The sequence below is a fragment of the Sphingobium yanoikuyae genome (assembly GCF_013001025.1).
GTDB lineage: Bacteria > Pseudomonadota > Alphaproteobacteria > Sphingomonadales > Sphingomonadaceae > Sphingobium > Sphingobium yanoikuyae_A.
Genome location: NZ_CP053021.1, coordinates 1,446,167 through 1,464,184, shown reverse-complemented (window position 1 = coordinate 1,464,184; position 18,018 = coordinate 1,446,167). Strand labels below are relative to the sequence as shown.

The 18,018-nt window shown below is 65.0% G+C and carries 11 protein-coding genes; 7 read left to right on the top strand and 4 right to left on the bottom strand.

Annotated elements, in window-relative coordinates; all coding sequences use genetic code 11:
* Window positions 1-60: 60 nt before the first annotated feature.
* From HH800_RS07475 to HH800_RS07460, 4 genes are all read left to right on the top strand, one after another.
* A complete protein-coding gene (locus HH800_RS07475; protein ID WP_235682043.1) occupies window positions 61-2,469 on the top strand; it encodes a glycoside hydrolase family 127 protein in 2,409 nt (802 codons plus the stop codon).
* A gap of 85 nt (window positions 2,470-2,554) precedes the next feature.
* Window positions 2,555-4,357 carry a DUF885 domain-containing protein gene (locus HH800_RS07470; RefSeq protein ID WP_169860680.1) on the top strand — a complete coding sequence of 601 codons (1,803 nt, stop codon included), beginning with the start codon at window positions 2,555-2,557 and terminating at the stop codon, window positions 4,355-4,357.
* Between the two features lie 37 nt (window positions 4,358-4,394).
* Entirely contained in the window at window positions 4,395-4,826 is a 432-nt protein-coding gene (locus tag HH800_RS07465; protein WP_169863267.1) for a YybH family protein, read from the top strand.
* Window positions 4,823-6,325 (top strand): peptide MFS transporter, encoded by a 1,503-nt coding sequence (locus HH800_RS07460; RefSeq protein WP_169860679.1) that lies wholly within the window; start codon window positions 4,823-4,825, stop codon window positions 6,323-6,325. Before HH800_RS07465 ends, HH800_RS07460 begins: the two co-directional genes overlap by 4 nt.
* A gap of 143 nt (window positions 6,326-6,468) precedes the next feature.
* On the opposite strand, the gene HH800_RS07455 is transcribed toward HH800_RS07460, so the two are convergent.
* A complete protein-coding gene (locus HH800_RS07455; RefSeq protein WP_169860678.1) occupies window positions 6,469-7,548 on the bottom strand; it encodes an alpha/beta fold hydrolase in 1,080 nt (359 codons plus the stop codon).
* Window positions 7,549-7,653: 105 nt separating this feature from the next.
* Here HH800_RS07455 and HH800_RS07450 point away from each other — a divergent pair, with 105 nt between their 5' ends.
* On the top strand, window positions 7,654-9,210 hold the full coding sequence (locus tag HH800_RS07450) for a S10 family peptidase (RefSeq protein WP_169860677.1): 1,557 nt from the start codon (window positions 7,654-7,656) through the stop codon (window positions 9,208-9,210).
* A gap of 64 nt (window positions 9,211-9,274) precedes the next feature.
* Here the strand turns inward: HH800_RS07450 and HH800_RS07445 are convergent, their stop codons facing one another.
* The gene (locus tag HH800_RS07445) at window positions 9,275-10,711 is read right to left on the bottom strand and encodes an amidohydrolase family protein (RefSeq protein ID WP_235682042.1); all 1,437 of its coding nucleotides are present in this window, start codon (window positions 10,709-10,711) and stop codon (window positions 9,275-9,277) included.
* Between the two features lie 447 nt (window positions 10,712-11,158).
* Between HH800_RS07445 and HH800_RS07440 the strand changes: the two genes are divergently transcribed.
* Window positions 11,159-14,077 (top strand): TonB-dependent receptor domain-containing protein, encoded by a 2,919-nt coding sequence (locus HH800_RS07440; RefSeq protein ID WP_169860676.1) that lies wholly within the window; start codon window positions 11,159-11,161, stop codon window positions 14,075-14,077.
* 73 nt (window positions 14,078-14,150) lie between these two features.
* Complete coding sequence (locus HH800_RS07435; RefSeq protein ID WP_169860675.1) at window positions 14,151-15,797, top strand: amidohydrolase family protein; 1,647 nt, start codon at window positions 14,151-14,153, stop codon at window positions 15,795-15,797.
* Window positions 15,798-15,923: 126 nt separating this feature from the next.
* Here the strand turns inward: HH800_RS07435 and hutC are convergent, their stop codons facing one another.
* Both hutC and HH800_RS07425 read right to left on the bottom strand, forming a co-directional pair.
* On the bottom strand, window positions 15,924-16,634 hold the full coding sequence (hutC, locus tag HH800_RS07430) for a histidine utilization repressor (RefSeq protein WP_169860674.1): 711 nt from the start codon (window positions 16,632-16,634) through the stop codon (window positions 15,924-15,926).
* Window positions 16,631-17,986 carry a formimidoylglutamate deiminase gene (locus HH800_RS07425; RefSeq protein WP_169860673.1) on the bottom strand — a complete coding sequence of 452 codons (1,356 nt, stop codon included), beginning with the start codon at window positions 17,984-17,986 and terminating at the stop codon, window positions 16,631-16,633. The genes hutC and HH800_RS07425 overlap by 4 nt, the downstream gene beginning before the upstream one ends.
* Between the last annotated feature and the right edge of the window lie 32 nt (window positions 17,987-18,018).

The window sequence follows — 18,018 nt, the reverse complement described above, 5'->3', positions numbered from 1 at the left end:
CCCGAACCATAATCGCAATATCGTATACGGTATAACGATTACAGACAAGCCGGAGCCGCCATGTCCCACCGTCACACGCCCCTCAGCCGCAGGGCCATGTTGCTGGCCGCGACAGCCGCCGCGACGGCCCCCGCCTGGCAGGGATGGAGCAGCGTCGCCCATGCCGCGACCGGCAGTGCGCTGCCCGAATCGGCGCGCGCCTTGCCGCTAAATGCGACCCGGCTCCTACCCTCCCCCTTTGCCGACGCGGTCGAGGGCAATCGCCGCTATCTGCTGCGGCTGGAGCCGGACCGGCTGCTGCACAATTTCCGCAAACATGCCGGCCTGACGCCCAAGGGCGCCATCTATGGCGGCTGGGAAAATGACACCATCGCCGGCCATACGCTGGGCCATTATCTGACCGCGCTGGCGCTGATGCACGCCCAGACCGGCGACGCCGAATGCGCCCGCCGTGCCGCCTATATCATCGCCGAACTGGCCGAGTGCCAGGCGGCGGCCGGCGATGGCTATGTCGCGGGCTTCACCCGCCGTCGCGACGATGTGATCGAGGATGGCAGGCTGATCTTTCCGGAGATCATGCGCGGCGACATCCGATCGGCCGGCTTTGACCTCAACGGCTGCTGGGTGCCCTTCTATAATTGGCACAAGCTGTTCGCCGGCCTCTTCGACGCCGAAACCCATCTGGGCAACAGCCAGGCGCGCGGCGTCGCGCTGGCCCTGGCCGCCTATATCGACGGCGTGTTCGCGAAACTGGACGATGCGCAGGTGCAGCAGGTGCTGGACTGCGAGCATGGCGGCATCAATGAAAGCTTCGCCGAACTGCACGCCCGCACCGGCGATCCGCGCTGGCTGGCGCTGGCCACGCGGCTGCGCCATCGCAAGGTGCTTGATCCGCTGGCCCAGCGGCAGAACAGCCTGCCCTGGATCCACGCCAATACCCAGATTCCCAAGCTGATCGGCCTTGCCCGCCTGCACGAGATCACCGGCAATGCCGCCGACGCGATCGCCGCCAACTTCTTCTGGGAGACCGTGGTCGGTCAGTATAGCTACGTCATCGGCGGCAATGCCGACCGGGAATATTTCCCTGATCCCGGCACAATTTCCAAGCATATCACCGAACAGACCTGCGAAAGCTGCAACAGCTATAACATGCTGAAGCTGACCCGGCATCTCTATGCCTGGAAGCCCGAGGCGCGCCTGTTCGACTATTATGAGCGCGCCCATATCAACCATATCCTGGCGCATCAGAACCCGGCCACCGGCATGTTCGCCTATATGGTGCCGCTGATGTCGGGGTCGCACCGCGTCTGGTCGGAACCGTTCGACGATTTCTGGTGCTGCGTCGGCAGCGGCATGGAAAGCCATGCCAAGCACGGAGAATCCATCTGGTGGGAAGATGCCGACCGGCCGGCCGACATGCTGATCGCCAATCTCTATATCCCCAGCGAAGCCGACTGGGCGGCACGGGGCGCGAAGCTGCGGATCGAGACCGGCTATCCGTTCGACGGGCACATCGCGATGTCGATCCCGGAACTGGCGCGGGCCGGCCGCTTCACCCTGGCGCTGCGCATCCCCGGATGGTGCCAGGACGCGCGTATCGCCGTCAACGGCACGCCCCTGCCCGCCCCGCGCATCGCCGATGGCTATGCCCTGATCGATCGCAAGTGGAAGGCCGGCGATCAGGTGACGCTGGACCTGCCGATGGCATTGCGGGTCGAAGCAACGCCGGATGATGCCCGGACCATCGCGCTGCTGCACGGCCCGGTCGTGCTGGCGGCCGATCTGGGCGCGGCCGACCAGCCCTTTGACGGTCCATCCCCGGCGCTTGTCGCCGCCGATGTGACGCAGGGCTTTGCTGCCACAACCGCCGCCGTGCCCGCCTATCGCACCGTCGGCATCGGCAAGCCCGCCGACCTCAGCTTCGCTCCCTTCTTCCAGCAACGAGACCGCCGCACCGCTGTCTATTTCAAGCGCTTCACTCAAGACGAATGGGGCGTCGAACAACAAGCCTTTGCCGTCGAGCAGGCGCACCTCCGCGACTTGGAGCGGCGCTCGGTCGACGTCATGCATCTGGGCGAGATGCAGCCCGAGCGCGATCATGGGCTGGAGGCGAAACTTTCCTACACCACAACCTATCGCGGACGGCATGGGCGCGACGCGCGCACCGACGGCCATTTCCAGTTCCGCATGAAGGTGAAGTCCGGCCCGCTGATCCTGCAGGCCACCTATTGGGGCGAGGAGCGCAACCGGCTGTTCGACATATTGGTCGATGGCCAGAAAATCGCGACGCAGAAGCTGGATGCCGACCGGCCGGGCGAATTTTTCGACGTCACCTACGCCATTCCCGAAGCACTGACGCGCGGCAAGAGCACGGTGGTCATCCGCGTCCAGCCGGCCCCCGGCATGACGCGGGCCGGGCCGATGTTCGGCGCGCGCATTTTCACGCCCGCGGGCGAAACACGCACTTGACCCGCCTTAATCAAGGTATATCGTATACATTATTGATAGGAGCGGGGCGCCGGATCGCTTCGCCGAACAGGGAAGAGAGACATTCATGAAAATGCCCCATGCCGCATCCTTGCTCGCCATCGCCTGGCTCGCCGGCACGGCCCCGGTTGTCCTCGCCCAGACGGCGCCGGCCGCCAACGCACCGGCCGCACAACCGACCGCCGCCGACCTGAAGCTTAAGGCACTGTATGACGCCGAATGGACTTGGCGCCAGAAGGAATTTGCCCGGCTGCCCGGCAGCGGCCGGACCGAAGGCGGCGCCGACGATCATCTGCCCAGCGTGACGGCCGCCACCCAGCAGCGCCGCTATGCCTATTGGAGCGACATCCTCAAACAGCTCGACCAGATCCCCGACGCGCAACTGTCGCATGAGGAATATATCAACAAGGCGGTGTTCAAGACCTCGGTCTGGGAGAATGCGACCAAGATCAAGTACAAGACCTATGAGGCGCCGTTCAACAGCGATACCTTCTTCTGGACCGGCCTCAACCCGCGCACGCCCTTTTCCAGCGCCGACAATTATCGCCGCTATCTCGGCCGGATGAAGGATATCCCGCGCTATTTCGACGAGCAGATCGCGAACATGCAGGCGGGCCTGAAGCGCGGCTATACCGTGCCGCGCGTGTCGATCGAGGGGCGTGACAAGACGATCGAGCCGTTCCTGGCCGCCGGCACCGACAATCCCTTCTACAAAGCATTCGCCGCGATGCCAGACACCATCCCGGCCGACCAGCGCCAGGCGATGCAGGCACAGGCCCAGGCACTGATCCGCGACGCCATCGCGCCCAGCTATCAGAAGCTGCTGACCTTCATGCGCGGCGAATATATGCCCAAGGCGCGCAAGACGATCGACGCCTATTCGCTGCCCGACGGCAAGGCCTTCTATCAGGACCAGATCCGCGAATATACGACGCTGGACCTGACGCCGCAGCAGATCCACGAGATCGGCCTCAAGGAAGTCGCGCGCATCGACGCGGACATGAAGAAGACGATGGCGGACGCTAAGTTCCAGGGGAGCTTCGCCGAGTTCCTGGAATTCATGCGCACCGATCCGCAATTCTATGCCAAGACGCCGCGCGAGCTGCTCTCCTATTCCGCCTATGTTACCAAGAAGATGGACGGCAAGCTGAAGGACACGTTCAACAATTTGCCGCGCTATCGCTTCACCATCCTGCCGGTGCCGGACGAGATCGCGCCCATCTATACCTCGGGTCGGGGCGGGCTCGAATCCTGCCTGATGAACACCTATGACCTGCCCTCGCGCCCGCTCTACAATCTGACCGCGCTGACGCTGCACGAATGCAATCCGGGCCACAGCTTCCAGGCCGCCTATGCGCTGGAAGCCCCCAATCGCCCGGCCTTCCGTGGCCAGACCTATTTCTCGGGCTATGGCGAAGGCTGGGGCCTCTATACCGAATGGCTGGGGACCAAGCTGGGCATGTATGAGACGCCCTATGAGGAGTTCGGCCGCGAGACGTTCGAAATGTGGCGCGCAGTGCGGCTGGTGATCGACACCGGCATGCACTCCATGGGTTGGACGCGGCAGCAGGCGATCGACTATATGGCCAGCCATACCGCGCTTGCGAAGCTCGACATCACCAATGAGGTCGATCGCTATATCGCCTGGCCGGCGCAGGCGCTGGCCTACAAGCTGGGCGAATTGTCGATCCGCAAGATGCGCGCCAAGGCCGAGGCGGAACTGGGCGACAAGTTCGACCAGCGCCCGTTCCACGACACGCTGCTGACCATGGGATCGGTCCCGCTGCCGGTGATGGAGGCGGAGCTTGACCGCTTCATCCAGGCGGAAAAGGCCAAGGCCGCAGCCGGGGCGTCCGGTGCGGCGCAGTAAGCGCATTCTCCTCCCCCTGATCGGCGCGGCGCTCTGCATGGGCGCCGCGCCGATCCCCCCTTCGGTGGAGACCGAGAAGGCGGCGATCCGGCAGGTGATCGCCGACATGGAGCTTGCCTGGAACCGGGGTGATTTTCGCGGCTATATGGCGGGCTTCCTCAACCCCGGCGTCACCTTCGTGTCGCGCGGCCAGTTCCAGCGCGACTGGCAGGGGACGCTCGATCATTATGTCCGCGACTATGGCGCCTCGCCCGAAACGCGCGGCACGCTCCATTTCTGCGACATCAGGATCGAGATGCTGGCGCCCGATGCGGCCCAGTTGATCAGCCGTTTCCACCTTGCCGCCAAACCCGGCCAGTCCGGCATCAACACGCGGCTGATGCGCAAGGTCGAGGGCCGCTGGGTGATCGCCCTCAACCATGTGTCCGCGTTCGAGCCGGACTCGACCCACCCTGCCTACTGCCAATGAGCGCCATGCCCCCAGCCGATCATCACGCCACCGCCACCTTCCTCGGCCATCCGCGCGGCCTGTTCATTCTCTTCTTCACCGAATTGTGGGAGCGCTTCTCCTTCTACGGCATGCGGGCGCTGCTGATCTTCTACCTGACCAAGCAGTTCCTCTTCTCCGACGAGCGCGCGGGCATGCTCTATGGCGCCTATATCGCGCTGGTGTTCGTCAGCCCGCTGGTCGGCGGCTGGCTGGCCGATCGCTACCTCGGCGCGCGCAAGGCGGTGCTGTTCGGCGGCATCGTCATCGCCTGCGGCCATATCCTGCTCGGCCTCGATGCGCTGGGCGGCGACCGTGAGAGCGCGACCCGCATCTTTCTCGCCGGCATGGCGGTGATCGTGGTCGGCACCGGCTTCCTCAAGGCCAATGTCTCGGTGCTGGTCGGCCAGCTCTACCCCCGCGACGACATGCGTCGCGATCCGGCCTACACCATTTTCTACATGGGCATTAACCTTGGCGGCGCACTCGGCCCGCTCGTCTGCGGCCTGCTGGGCGAAACGATCGGCTGGTCCTGGGGCTTTGGCGCAGCGGCGCTGGGCATGATCCTGGGCATCATCGTCTTCGTCATGGGCAGGCCATTGTTGCAGGGCCAGGGCGAGGCGCCCGACCCGGCCTGGCTGGCGAGCCCGCTGTTCGGCATCCCCCGCGAATATTGGCTCTATGCCAGCGCCCTGCCCTTCACCGCGGCGATGCTCGCCCTGCTCGCCAGCCCCGCGACGGTCGGCTATCTGCTGAGCGCCAGCGGCTTTGCCATGGGCATCGGCCTGGTCGCCTATGCCTGCCTGAAGCTCGATCCCGCAGCGCGCGGGCGGTTGCTGGTGGCGATCTTCCTGCTGGTGGTGCAGCCCGTCTTCTGGGGTCTGTTCGAACAGACCGGCTCCTCGCTCAACCTGTTCATCGATCGGCATGTCGACCGCACCATGTTCGGCATCACCGTGCCGGCCTCGCTGTTCCAGGCGGTCGGTCCCTTCTCCATCTTCCTGCTCGCGCCCTTCTTCGCCTGGCTATGGCTGAAGCTCGGCCGGCGCGGGCTGGAGCCGTCCGCCCCCGCCAAGTTCGGCCTGGCCATCATCCAGGTCGGCGCCGGTTTCCTGCTGCTGGTCGGCGCGGGCATGATGCTGCCGGGGGCGAAGATGCCGATGCTCTTCATCCTGCTGCTCTACCTGCTCCACACCATGGGCGAACTGTGCCTGTCGCCGGTCGGGCTGGCAGCGATGTCGCGCCTGTCGCCGCCCCATATGCTGGGGCTGATGATGGGCACCTGGTTCCTGGCGACGGCGGGCGGCAATTTCATGTCGGGCGTGATCGCCGCCGCCATCGGCGCATCGGCGGGGGCAGACCAGGCAAGCACGGTGCTCGCCGCTTATGGCCGGATCGGTGGCCTTGCCATGCTGATCGGCCTCATCATCCTGATCGTGTCGCCGCGTATCGGCCGCCTCATGCAACAAGGCGGCCGATAGCGTCTTTTGGGAAATGCGCGGAAGCGCGCATTTCCATTCCGTACCGGCCCGCTCCCCCACCCGGCCACCCAACGGCAGTATATATGGGTGGTCGGGCGGGGGAGCGGGCTGGAGCCGCCATGCGCCGACAGGCGCATCAAAGATCAGCTGCGCGCCAGCAGCGCGACCAGTTCATCCTTCCAGAATTTCGCCCAAGTGTGGGTGCTATGCCCCCGCGTCTCGGGCGAATAGGGGATCAGCTTGTAGCGCGTGGTCTTCAGGCGCTTGGCCGCCGTTTCGGCCATGCCCATTTCCGGCGGATTGATGAAATCGTCGGAGGAATTGATCCAGGTCATCGGCGCGCTGATCTTCTCCAGATCGGCGGACGGATCATAATCGCGCGAGGAATCGAGCTGGTAGAGATAATCATTGGCGTCGCGGCTGGCGATGTCGCGATCGAACCGTTCCTTCCAATAGGCGTCGACCGCGTCGCGCGTGGGGAATTGTACCTGCATGTACCAGGCGGCGGCACCGGCGATCTGCGACAGGCTGGATGCGGTACGCAGGCCGAGCAGCGGCTGCGCCTTGTAATTGCCATCCTGCCAGGCGGGATCGGCGCGGATGCCGTCCATCGCCGCCTTGCGCCACATCCGGTTGCGCCCGGCGATCGGCGCTGCCTGGCACGCCATCGGCATCAGCGCACTGGCAAAGCCGGGATGTTTCTCGCCCCAGACGAAGATGTGCATGCACCCCATCGAGGTGCCGAAGGTCAGCCGCAGATGATCGACCTTCAGCCCGTCGACCAGCATGCGGCGCTGCGCCTCGACCATGTCGTCATAATCATAATGGGGAAAGGCCATGCGCAGGCCGTCGCTGGGCTTGGAGGAATCGCCATGGCCGATATTGTCGGGCAGGATGATGAAATAGCGGCGCACGTCGAGCGGCTGGCCGGGGCCGTAAAGTTCGTCGGCAAATTGCGGCTGCAGGAACTGCGCGCCCGATCCGCCAGTGCCGTGCAGGATCATCACCGCATTGTCGATCCGACCCTTGGCATCGCGATGCGGCGTGCCGATGGTGCGATAATGCATCCGCAGTTCGGGCAGCTTCTCACCGGAGCGAAAGGCGAAATCGCGGATGACATGGTCGCCCTGCTTGACCTGCGCGGCATCGAAGCCCTGCGCCAGTGCCGGCGTGGCGAGCAACAGTGCGGCAGCGGCGGCGAGCCGGGGCCATCGGTTCTTCATGTTCTGGTCCTCCCTTGGAACTTTACGAAGATGACGCATATGCACATTTGACAGATTTGGTATACGATGTACGGTTCGCCGCAAATTTAGGCAACAGGCAGAGTCATGATCCCGAAAAACATCGCATATTCCGCCCTTCCCCTGCTGCTGACGGCACTGGCTGCGCCGTCGATCGCCGCCGACAAGCCTGCCCCGGCGGAGAAGGAAGAGGCCAAGAAGGACGATAGCGCCGTCGCCCCGGTCGAGGAACAGGCGATGCCCAGCCGCGCGTCGGTGACGGTCGCCGGCAAGCTGATCCACTATACCGCCACGCCCGGCACGCTGACGATCCGCAACGATGCCGGCGAACCAATCGCGAGCATGTTCTACACCGCCTATGTCGCCGATCGGGCCAAGGGCGCGAAGGAACGCCCCGTCACCTTCCTGTTCAACGGCGGTCCGGGTTCGTCGACCATGTGGCTGCACATCGGCTCCTTTGGCCCCGTCCGGGTGGATACGCCGACGCCCGACACCGCTCGCCCCGCCCCCTTCGCCATCGGCCCCAATCCCGACAGCCTGATCGACCGCAGCGACCTGGTCTTCATCGACGCGATCGGCACCGGCCTGTCGCGTCCGCTCGGCAAGGCACAGGGCAAGGATTTCTGGGGCGTCGATCCGGACATCGACGCCTTTGCCAGCGCCATCCAGCGCTATCTGACGATCAACAATCGCTGGAATGCGCCCAAATTCCTGCTCGGCGAAAGCTATGGCACGCTGCGAGCGGCGGGCCTGGTCAACACGCTGCAGGAACGCGGCGTGCAGATGAACGGCGTGGTGCTGCTGTCGTCGATCCTGAACTATGGCATCCGCAATCCGGGCTATGACCAGATCAACGTCACCTATCTGCCCAGCTATGCCGCCACCGCCTGGTATCATAACCGCCTGCCCAACCGACCGGCGACGCTGGAGCCGTTCCTGAGCGAAGTGCGCGCCTTTGCCCTGGGCCCCTATCTGTCCGCACTGGCCAAGGGCGACGACCTGCCCGATGGCGAGCGCGATGCGATCGCGACCCAGTTAGCCGCCTATACCGGCCTGTCCAAGGGCTTCATCCTGCAGAACAAGCTGCGCGTCGATCTCGGCCGGTTCCGCAAGGAGCTGATGCGCGACAGCAGCCGCACCGTCGGACGGCTGGATTCCCGCTTCGTCGGCATCGATGTCGACGACAGCGCCGCCGATCCCGAATTTGACGCGGCCGACACCTCGATCAGCGGCGCCTATATCGCGGCGCTCAATTCCTATCTGTTCGGCACGCTCGGCTACAAGACGCCGCTCAGCTACCGCCCGAATTTCTACAAGGAGATCAGCCCGGCCTGGGACCAGCGCCATCGCGCGCCGGGCGGCGGCGGCCGGCCGATGCCGGCGGCCGACACCGCGCTGGACCTGGCCCGCGCGATGCGCACCAACAGCCATCTGAAAGTGCTGTCGCTCAACGGCTATTATGACATGGCGACGCCCTTTGCCGGCGCCGAATATGACCTGAAGCATATGCAGCTCGACAAGGCGCTGCAGGCCGATATCAGCTATCGCTATTATGAATCCGGGCACATGATCTACATCCACCCGGAGTCCATGAAGGGCCTGCGCCGCGACTTGCTGGCCTTCTACGACAGCGCGACGGAATAGGCGGCAGGACGGGCGCGCGGGGATGGTCTTCCTATCCCCCCGCACCCGTCCTGATCGAGGGGCGTCACCCGTTCGATAGCGGAACACCCCTCCACCGGCTTCGCCGGTCCCCCTCCCCTTGCAGGGGAGGAACGGACATCCGGCGTTGCCCGCTTGCAGACGGCAGGCAACGCCCTCTGGGCATTGGCTGATCCACCACGAACAGGTGCGTCTGCGGCAGGGCCTGCAAATCGACCTCCTTGCCCGCGACGAACAGCCGGCCGAGGCGGCGGATATTATGGATGTCGGCCAGCGGATCGGCGTCCAGCAGCAGCAGGTCGGCGATCTTGCCCGGCTCCACCGTGCCCAGATCCTGGAGCCGCCCGGCTGCCTGCGCGCCGTTGCGGGTTGCCGCGACAATCGCCTGCATCGGCGTCATGCCCAGTTCCACCAGCCCTTCGATCGCCAGCAGGCTCCCCTCGCCTGGCTCCTGCTCCGGCGATTTGGGGCCGCGGCGAAATTCGGGCGCATCACCCAGATAATTGTCGGTCGCGATCGTGACGGGGCATCCGGCCGCGACCAGCCGCTCGGCATTGCGCCGCTCGATCTCCGCATCGTCGCCGCGCATCGCCGCCCGGCGACGCAGTTCGGTGCTGGTCAGCGCCGGCGGCATCTGCGCAATGTCCGCCACCGCCCTGGCGCGCCTTGCGATCTGCTTCTGTCGTACCGCGCCGGTGACCATGTTGGACCGCATCGCGCACAGCGTCCCCTTTGACAGGATCAGCGCGATCAGATCGTCGGGATAGTCGCGGCTCAATATCTCGGGATGCTGGATCAGGTCGATCCCCGCCTCGACCGCCAGGCGCAGCCCTTCCGAACTGGTGGCATGGGTTTCGGCCATCTTGCCGCGCTTGTGCGCCTCCGCCACGATCACCGCCTGCTGGCGCGGCGAAAAGCCGATCAGCGAGGGCATCATGAAATGGCTGGTGCCGCCATATTTGAGGAAATCGACGCCCCGATCGAGATAGGCGCTGACGGCGGCCCGCAATTGTTCCGGCGTCATGTCCATCAGTTCCTCGCCCATGCCCTGGGCCAGCATGTCGTTCCACTGTTCCTGAAACAGGGTCAGGTCGCGATCGCCGGTCAGCGAATAGGTCAGCGAAAATGGCCCACCCCAGCCCAATATATTGCCCGCCACCAGCATGCGCGCGCCGATCGCCTGGCCGCTGGCGATCCGGTCGCGCACCGCCAGCAGCGGCGGCAGCACGCCATAGCTGTCGCGCATGGTGGTGACGCCCGCGCGCAACTGGCGCTGGGCAAATTCGAGCGCCAGTTCCTCGTTCCGGTCGGCATAACGCGATGAGGTGTCGCGGCGCGCCGGATTGCCATAGACGGTCGCATGAACATTGGAGTCGATGAAGCCGGGCAGCAGATAGCGCCCGCGGCCGTCGACCTGCCGCGCCGAGGCCGGCGCCTTCAGCTTTGTGCCGACCGCTGCGACCTTCCCATCGGCGATGAGCACGTCCTGCCCTGCCTTCGGCGCAGCCCCGGTGCCGTCGATGACGGTTACGTCGCGTATCCATATTGTTTCAGCTGCAACAATCTCGGGCCGGAACAGCCCCAGAGCCGCTCCAGGCAGCAGCAGGGAACGAACAATTTTTCTATTTATTTTCATTACACTAACTCCCCGTTCGACGCTTTTAGCCGGCGACTGCGGACTGACATTTAACTGCAATCTTGACAGCCTCCTGCAGCCTTAGCATGATTAAAGTATACGATATTCCATATACATTGAAGCGGTCAAAGAGCTGCAAAGACAGAGAGAGGAGCTGAACACCCGTCCGGGGGACCGTCAGGCGGTCCGGTACGCAGGAGCCGACATCGGCGCAGCATCCCACATTGCTGCGCATGCAAAATCATAATCTGTGTCGAATGAATTGAATCCTAGCGATTACAAGGGGATAGACCAATGATGACGATCCGACCGGCGGGCCTGTACGGCCGCCGCAATGCCTTTCTGTTGCTGTCGACCATCCTAGCCGGCGGCGGCTTGGGTTCCACCGCCCAGGCCCAGGAGGCGGCCCAGCCCTCCACCGACATCGTCGTCACCGGGTCGCGCCTGGTCCGCACCGATCTGACCGCGCCCAGCCCGATTTCGGTCATGGGCAGCGAGGATGTGAAGCTGTCGGGCAACGTCACGCTGGAAAAGACCCTGAACGAGATGCCGCAGCTGGCGTCGGGCAACACCTCCACCGTCAATAATGGCGGCGGGTCGGGCGTGCTGACCGCCAATCTGCGCGGCCTGGGCAACACCCGCACGCTGGTGCTGGTCAATGGCCGCCGCTTCATCCCCGCCGATTCCAACGGCAATGTCGACCTTGCCTCCATTCCCGACGCCCTGATCAAGCGCGTCGAGATCATCACCGGCGGCGCGTCGGCCGTCTATGGCTCCGATGCGATCGCCGGCGCGGTCAACTTCATCCTCGACGACAAGTTCGAGGGCGTCGAAGCCAGCGCCCAATATGGCATTTCTGATCGCGGCGACGCCGAATCGAAGAAGCTCGACCTGACCTTTGGCACCAGCACCGCCGATGGCCGGGGCAATATCACTCTGTCGGGCAGCTGGACCCGCCAGTCGTCGATCACCCAGAATGATCGTGGTTTCAGCCGCACGCCGCTGGGCGAAGTCAACGGCCAGCTGGTCTATTCGGGGTCGGGCAGCATCCCCGGCACGCGCGTCCCGCTGAGCGCCGCGCAGCGTGCAGCGCTGACCGGCGTCAACCTGACCCCCGGCGGCAGTTGCACGTCGGTCACCGGCATTCGTTTTGGCGAGAACGGCACCGTCCTGCCCTATTGCCAGCCGGAGGACACCTACAACTACGCGCCCTATAATCTGCTGCAGCGCCCGCTCGATCGCTTCAACGTCGCCGCCAACGCCCATTATGAGGTGGCCGACAAGATCACCGCCTATGCCGAGGCCTATTTCGTCAACGCCAAAAATGACATGATCCTGGCGCCCGACAGCTTCACCCCGCTGACGCCCGGCGCCGCCTCCTCGACATTGCTGATCCCCAATTATGCCAGCAACCCGGTGCTGCCCGAAAGCCTGCGCCAGTTCTTCACCAACAATGCCGCCATCTTCGACACCAATGGCGACGGCACGGCGGAAATCGTCGGCGGCGGCCGCCGCGCGGACGAACTGGGCACCCGCAACTATCGCTACGAACGGCAATCCTACCAGATCACCACCGGCCTGCGCGGTGATGTGTCGCTGCTGGGCAGCGACTGGAAGTGGGACGCCTTCTACCAATATATGCGCAACCGCACCGACACCCGCAACGAGGGTCTGATCTCGCAAACCCGCCTGTCGATGGGTCTGGACGCGGTCATCGATTCCTCGGGCAATGTCGTCTGCCGCAACCAGTCGCTGGGCTGCGTCCCCGTGTCGATCCTGGGCCTCAATTCGATCAGCCCGGAAGCCGGCGCCTTCCTGACTCCGGTGCGTGAAAGCCATGACATCTTCACCCGCCAGGTCGCGGGCGCCAGCATCGCCGGCACCCTGTTCGAACTGCCGGCCGGCCCGGTTTCGGTCGCGCTGGGCGCCGAATATCGCAAGGACAAATATACGTTCAGCCCCAGCCCGCTCGACCTGGCCAATGAATATGGCGCGGTGTCGCAAAAGGCGCTGGCCGGTGCCTATGACGTCAAGGAACTGTTCGGCGAACTGCGCATCCCGATCCTGGCCGACATGCCCTTCTTCGACACGCTCGCGATCGAGGGTGCGGCCCGCTATTCGGATTACAGCTCGGTCGGCAAGGTCTTCACCTGGAAGCTGGGCGGCGAATATGCCCCGGTCAGTTGGATCCGCATCCGTGGCGCCTATAACAGCGCGATCCGCGCGCCCAATATCGCCGAACTCTATACGGCGGTGACCCGCGGCTATTCCAGCGGCACCGATCCCTGCGCCATCCCGACCTCGGGCGGCGACAATCGCAGCGACGCGCTCAAGAATTTCTGCGTCGCCACCGGCGTGCCGGCGGGCGAAATCGCCAACTTCACCCAGGCGACGCTCGGCCTCAACCAGGACAGCGGCGGCAACCCGAACCTGCGCGAGGAAAAGTCGAAGACCTACACGATCGGTGCCGTCATCTCGCCGCCCTTCATCCCGCGCCTCAACATCACGGTCGACTATTTCAACGTGAAGGTCGACGACGCGATCATGACCGTCAACGCGCAGCAGACGATGAACGACTGCTACACGATGATGGATGCGGGCAGCGCCACCTGCCGGGCGATCACGCGCCTGGGCAATGGCCAGCTCGACTATGTCAGCGTGTCGAGCAACAATATCGGCTCGCTCAAGGTCAACGGCATCGACGCGCAGGTCGATTATCGCGTGCCGCTGCCCGGTGCGCTGTCGCTGGGTGACGATGCCAGCCTGTCGTTGCAGGCGATCGCCAGCTGGCTGTTCGAGCGCACGACGCAGGTGCTCGCCACCTCCGCCCCGCAGGATTGCGCCGGCTATTATGGCGCGGGCTGCTCAGTCGGCACCGGCGGCTTCATCACCCCGGACTTCAAGCTAAACCTGGGCGCCACCTATGCCAGCGGCCCGCTGAGCTTCCGCCTGCAGGGCCGGATGATCGGCGACCTGAAGCTCTATCCGACCGCCACCAATGTGGTGAAGTCGGTGGACCCGGTCTGGTATCTCGACACCAGCTTCTCGATCGACGCGACGGAGACCTTCTCCTTCTTCGGCGGCGTCAACAATCTGCTCGACCGGCAGCCGCCGATCCTAGGCACGACGCTGGTCGGCGACGCCAATACCGACGTGTCGCTCTATGACACGCTGGGTCGCCGCTACTTCGTGGGCGCACGAATGAAGTTCTGATCCGGCCGATAGGCGGGCCGGAGCCGTGGCGCTCCGGCCCGCCACTTACAACAGCTATAGAGGAGAGCGTCGCATGGCCGTCCGGTCCCGTCCCATTCTCGCCCTGGCGGCGCTGCTCCTGAGCGGCAGCGCGCTCGCGGCGCCCGAAGCATCCAATGCGCCGGCGGCAAAGACCGCCGATCCCATTCCCGCCCGCAACCAGGGCGTAGGGCCGTTCCAGCGCACGGTGCTGCGCCATGTCTATATGATCGACGGCACCGGCGCCCCGGCGCAGGGGCCGTTCGACATCGTCCTGTCGAACGATCGCATCGCCGAAATCAAGTCGATCGGCGCGCCCGGCGCGATCAATCCCGCGCTGCGCGCCGCGCCCGGCGACCATGAGATCGACCTGGCCGGTGCCTATGTCATGCCTGGCTTCGTCGATGCCCATGTCCATCTTCATTCGCTGAGCGACGCGCAGAAAGTGCCGTCCGACTATATTCTCAAGCTCTGGATGGCGCATGGCATCACCTCCGTCCGCGACCTGGGCAGCGGCCATCCGATCGAATGGCTGGCCGAGATCAAGGCCCGCAGTGCCCGCAACGAGATCGTCGCCCCGCGCATCGACATCTATCCGATGTTCCACCAGATACGCGGCCCGGTGAACGACGCCGCCACCGCCCGCGCGGTGATCCAGGAAGCCAAGAAGCGCGGCGCCGACGGCATCAAGTTCATCGGCGGCGCGCCGGAGGATGTGCTCTATGCCGCGCTCGACGAGACGAAGAAGCTCGGCCTGCACAGCACCATGCACCATGCCCAGCAACTGGTCGCCTATGCCAATGTGCTGGGCACGTCGGGCGCGGGCCTGGAAAGCATGGAACATTGGTATGGCCTGCCCGAAGCGATGTTCACCGACCAGCGCATCCAGGCCTTTCCCACCGAGTTCATCAACAATGACGAGCAGATGCGCTTCGGCGAGGCCGGGCGGCTGTGGGCGCAGGCGGCCGAGCCGGGATCGGACCAGTGGAACAAGGTGATGGACACGCTGCTGGAACGCGGCTTCACCCTGGACCCGACCTTCACCGCCTATCTCACCAGCCGGGACTTCATGCGGATGAGCCGGGCGCAATGGCATGCCGATTACACCATGCCGGCGCTGTGGGACTATTATCGCCCGAGCCGCACCAATCATGGCGCCTATTGGTTCGACTGGACCACCGAGCATGAAATGGCGTGGAAGGACAATTATCGCCGCTGGATGCGGTTCGTGAACGACTACAAGAACCGTGGCGGCCGCGTCACCGTGGGCAGCGATAGCGGCTATATCTACAATCTCTATGGCTTCGGCTATATCCAGGAGATGGAATTGCTGCGCGAGGCGGGGTTCAGCCCGCTGGAGGTGATCCACGCCGCGACGCAGGAAGGCGCCCGGCTGCTCGGCCATGAGGACCAGATCGGCACCATCCGGGTCGGCCGCAAGGCCGACCTGGTGGTCATCAAGGGCAACCCGCTGGCCAACATGAAATTGCTGTTCGGCACCGGATCGATCAGGCTCAATGATGCGACCGGCAAGGTCGATCGGGTCGGCGGCGTCGATTACACGATCAAGGACGGCATCATCTATGATGCAAAGGCGTTGCGCGCGGAAATCCGCGCCATGGTCGCCCGGCAGAAGGCCGAGCGCGGCATGCCACCGGGCATCATGACGATCGAGAATGCGGAGGCCTCTACGCTACCATGAGGTCTTCGCAGCGACAGGCAGAAGGCGGCCTTTGAGGCCTGACCGGAGCCTGTCGACGGGCGCTCTTTCCTGTTGCCGACAGCCCTTGTCGGCAGCGGGGAAGAGCGCCGATTTGCCTTTGGCCCGTCAACCGCCCGCCGGCCCGAAGCGGGCCACCATGTCATAGGCGTCGGCCAGGAAGACCTGGCGGACATAGGTGATCGGGTCGCCGCCGCGCCAGGTATGGCGCTCGACGCACAGGCAGGGCGCGCCGGGCGCGATGCCGAGTTGGGCGGCCTCCTCCCGCGTTGCGCCTACCGCCGAAATCCGGTTTTCCGCCTCGGTCCAGGGCACATGCTGCAGCAGCCAGGTGCCCGGCGAGATGCTGTCGAAATCGCCATCGACGATCGCGGGCACGGCGCGGGTCGCGATCAGGCGATGTTCCACCGCCAGCGGCCGATCATTGGCGCAATGAATGCCATCCAGTTCCAGCAGTTGCGCGCCATTGGCCAGCGCCGCTTCCTCGTCGCGCCCGGCAATCGGGCCGCGCACCTGCCGCCGGGTCAGGCGATAGCTGTGGCGCTGGCCGCGCTCGCCAATCTGGACGGCAAGGTCCGGGATATCCAGCACCATCGAATGGACGCGCGGACGCGCGACGAAGCTGCCCGCCTTCTTGCGCCGCTCGACCAGGCCAGCCGATTGCAGCGCCGACAGCGCCTTGTTCACGGTCATGCGCGAACAGCCATGCGCCTGCATCAGTTCCTGCTCGGTCGGCAGCCGGTCGCCCGGCGCCAGCGTGCCGGCCAGGATGCGGGCCTCGAAATCGGCGCGGATCTTCTCGTGCAGCGGCTGTTTCACGCGGTCAGTTTCTCCAGCGTCCGGCGATAGCGGGTGGCGATGGTCTCGCGGGCGCGATGCCGCCCGCCGCTTACCATCTGCACGCCCCGGCGCCAGACCGTATCGATCGCCTCGCGCCCGGCGCCGAAGATCAGCCCATCCAGCACACGCTCGACCGGGCGATGGGACAGCGAGGGATGATTAAGGTCCAGCGTCACGAAATCTGCCGATGCGCCGACGCGCAGCCCAGCGGAGACACCCAGCGCCTGCGCGCCGCCCGCCACCGCCGAACGATAAAGGCGATCACCGGTAGACATACCCGGATCGCGCGCCAGCACATTGCGCTGCTGCAGGCCAAGGCGCTGGCCATATTCGAGCAGGCGCAGTTCCTCGGTCGCATCGATGCGGACATTGGAATCGCTGCCGACGCCATAGACGCCGCCGGCGTCCAGAAAGGGTTCGGCCGGGAAGAGGCCGTCGCCCAGATTGGCCTCGGTAATCGGACACAACCCCGCCACCGCGCCGCTGGCCGCCATCGATCGCGCCTCATCCTCGGTCATGTGCGTCGCATGGACCAGGCACCAGCGGTTGCTGACCGGCGCATGGTCGAGCAGCCATTCGACCGGCCGCTGGCCGCTCCAGGCGATGCAGTCGGCCACTTCCTTCTGCTGCTCGGCGATATGGATATGGACCGGATTATGACCCGCGATCCGGGCGAGCAGCGCCAGTTCGTCAGGTGCAACCGCACGCAGGCTGTGCGGCGCCACGCCGACCACGGCATCGGGCAGATCGCATGCACCGGCGATTGCTGCCTCGCGCAGCCGGGCAAAACCGTCGAGATCATTGATGAAACGTCGCTGGCCCTCGCTCGGCGGCTGTGCGCCGAACCCCGACCAGGCATAGAAGACCGGCAACAGCGTCAGGCCGATGCCGCTTTCCGCCGCCGCCGCCATGATCGCCAGGCTGGTTTCCGCCGGGTTCGCATAGGGCGCGCCGTCCGCGGCGTGATGCAGATAGTGAAATTCGCCGACACGAGTGAAGCCGCTTTCCAGCATCTCGACATAGGCCTGTGCCGCAATCGCCGCGATATCATCCGGGTCCATGCGATCGACGAAGCGATACATGAGGTCGCGCCAGGTCCAGAAACTGTCGCCCGCCGGGCCGCGCACCTCGGTCAGGCCGGCCATCGCCCGCTGAAAGGCATGGCTGTGCAGATTGGCCAGGCCCGGCAACGCGACGGGGTGACGGATATCCTCGGCCTGCGGGGCGGCGCCTTGCTCGATCGACGCGATCGTGCCGCCCTGCAACTGCATGCGGACGTCCCGCGCCCAGCCCACCGGCAGCAATACATGCGCGAAAAACAGGGACGTCATAGGCAGCAAATCTCCCGGACCGATATAATGTC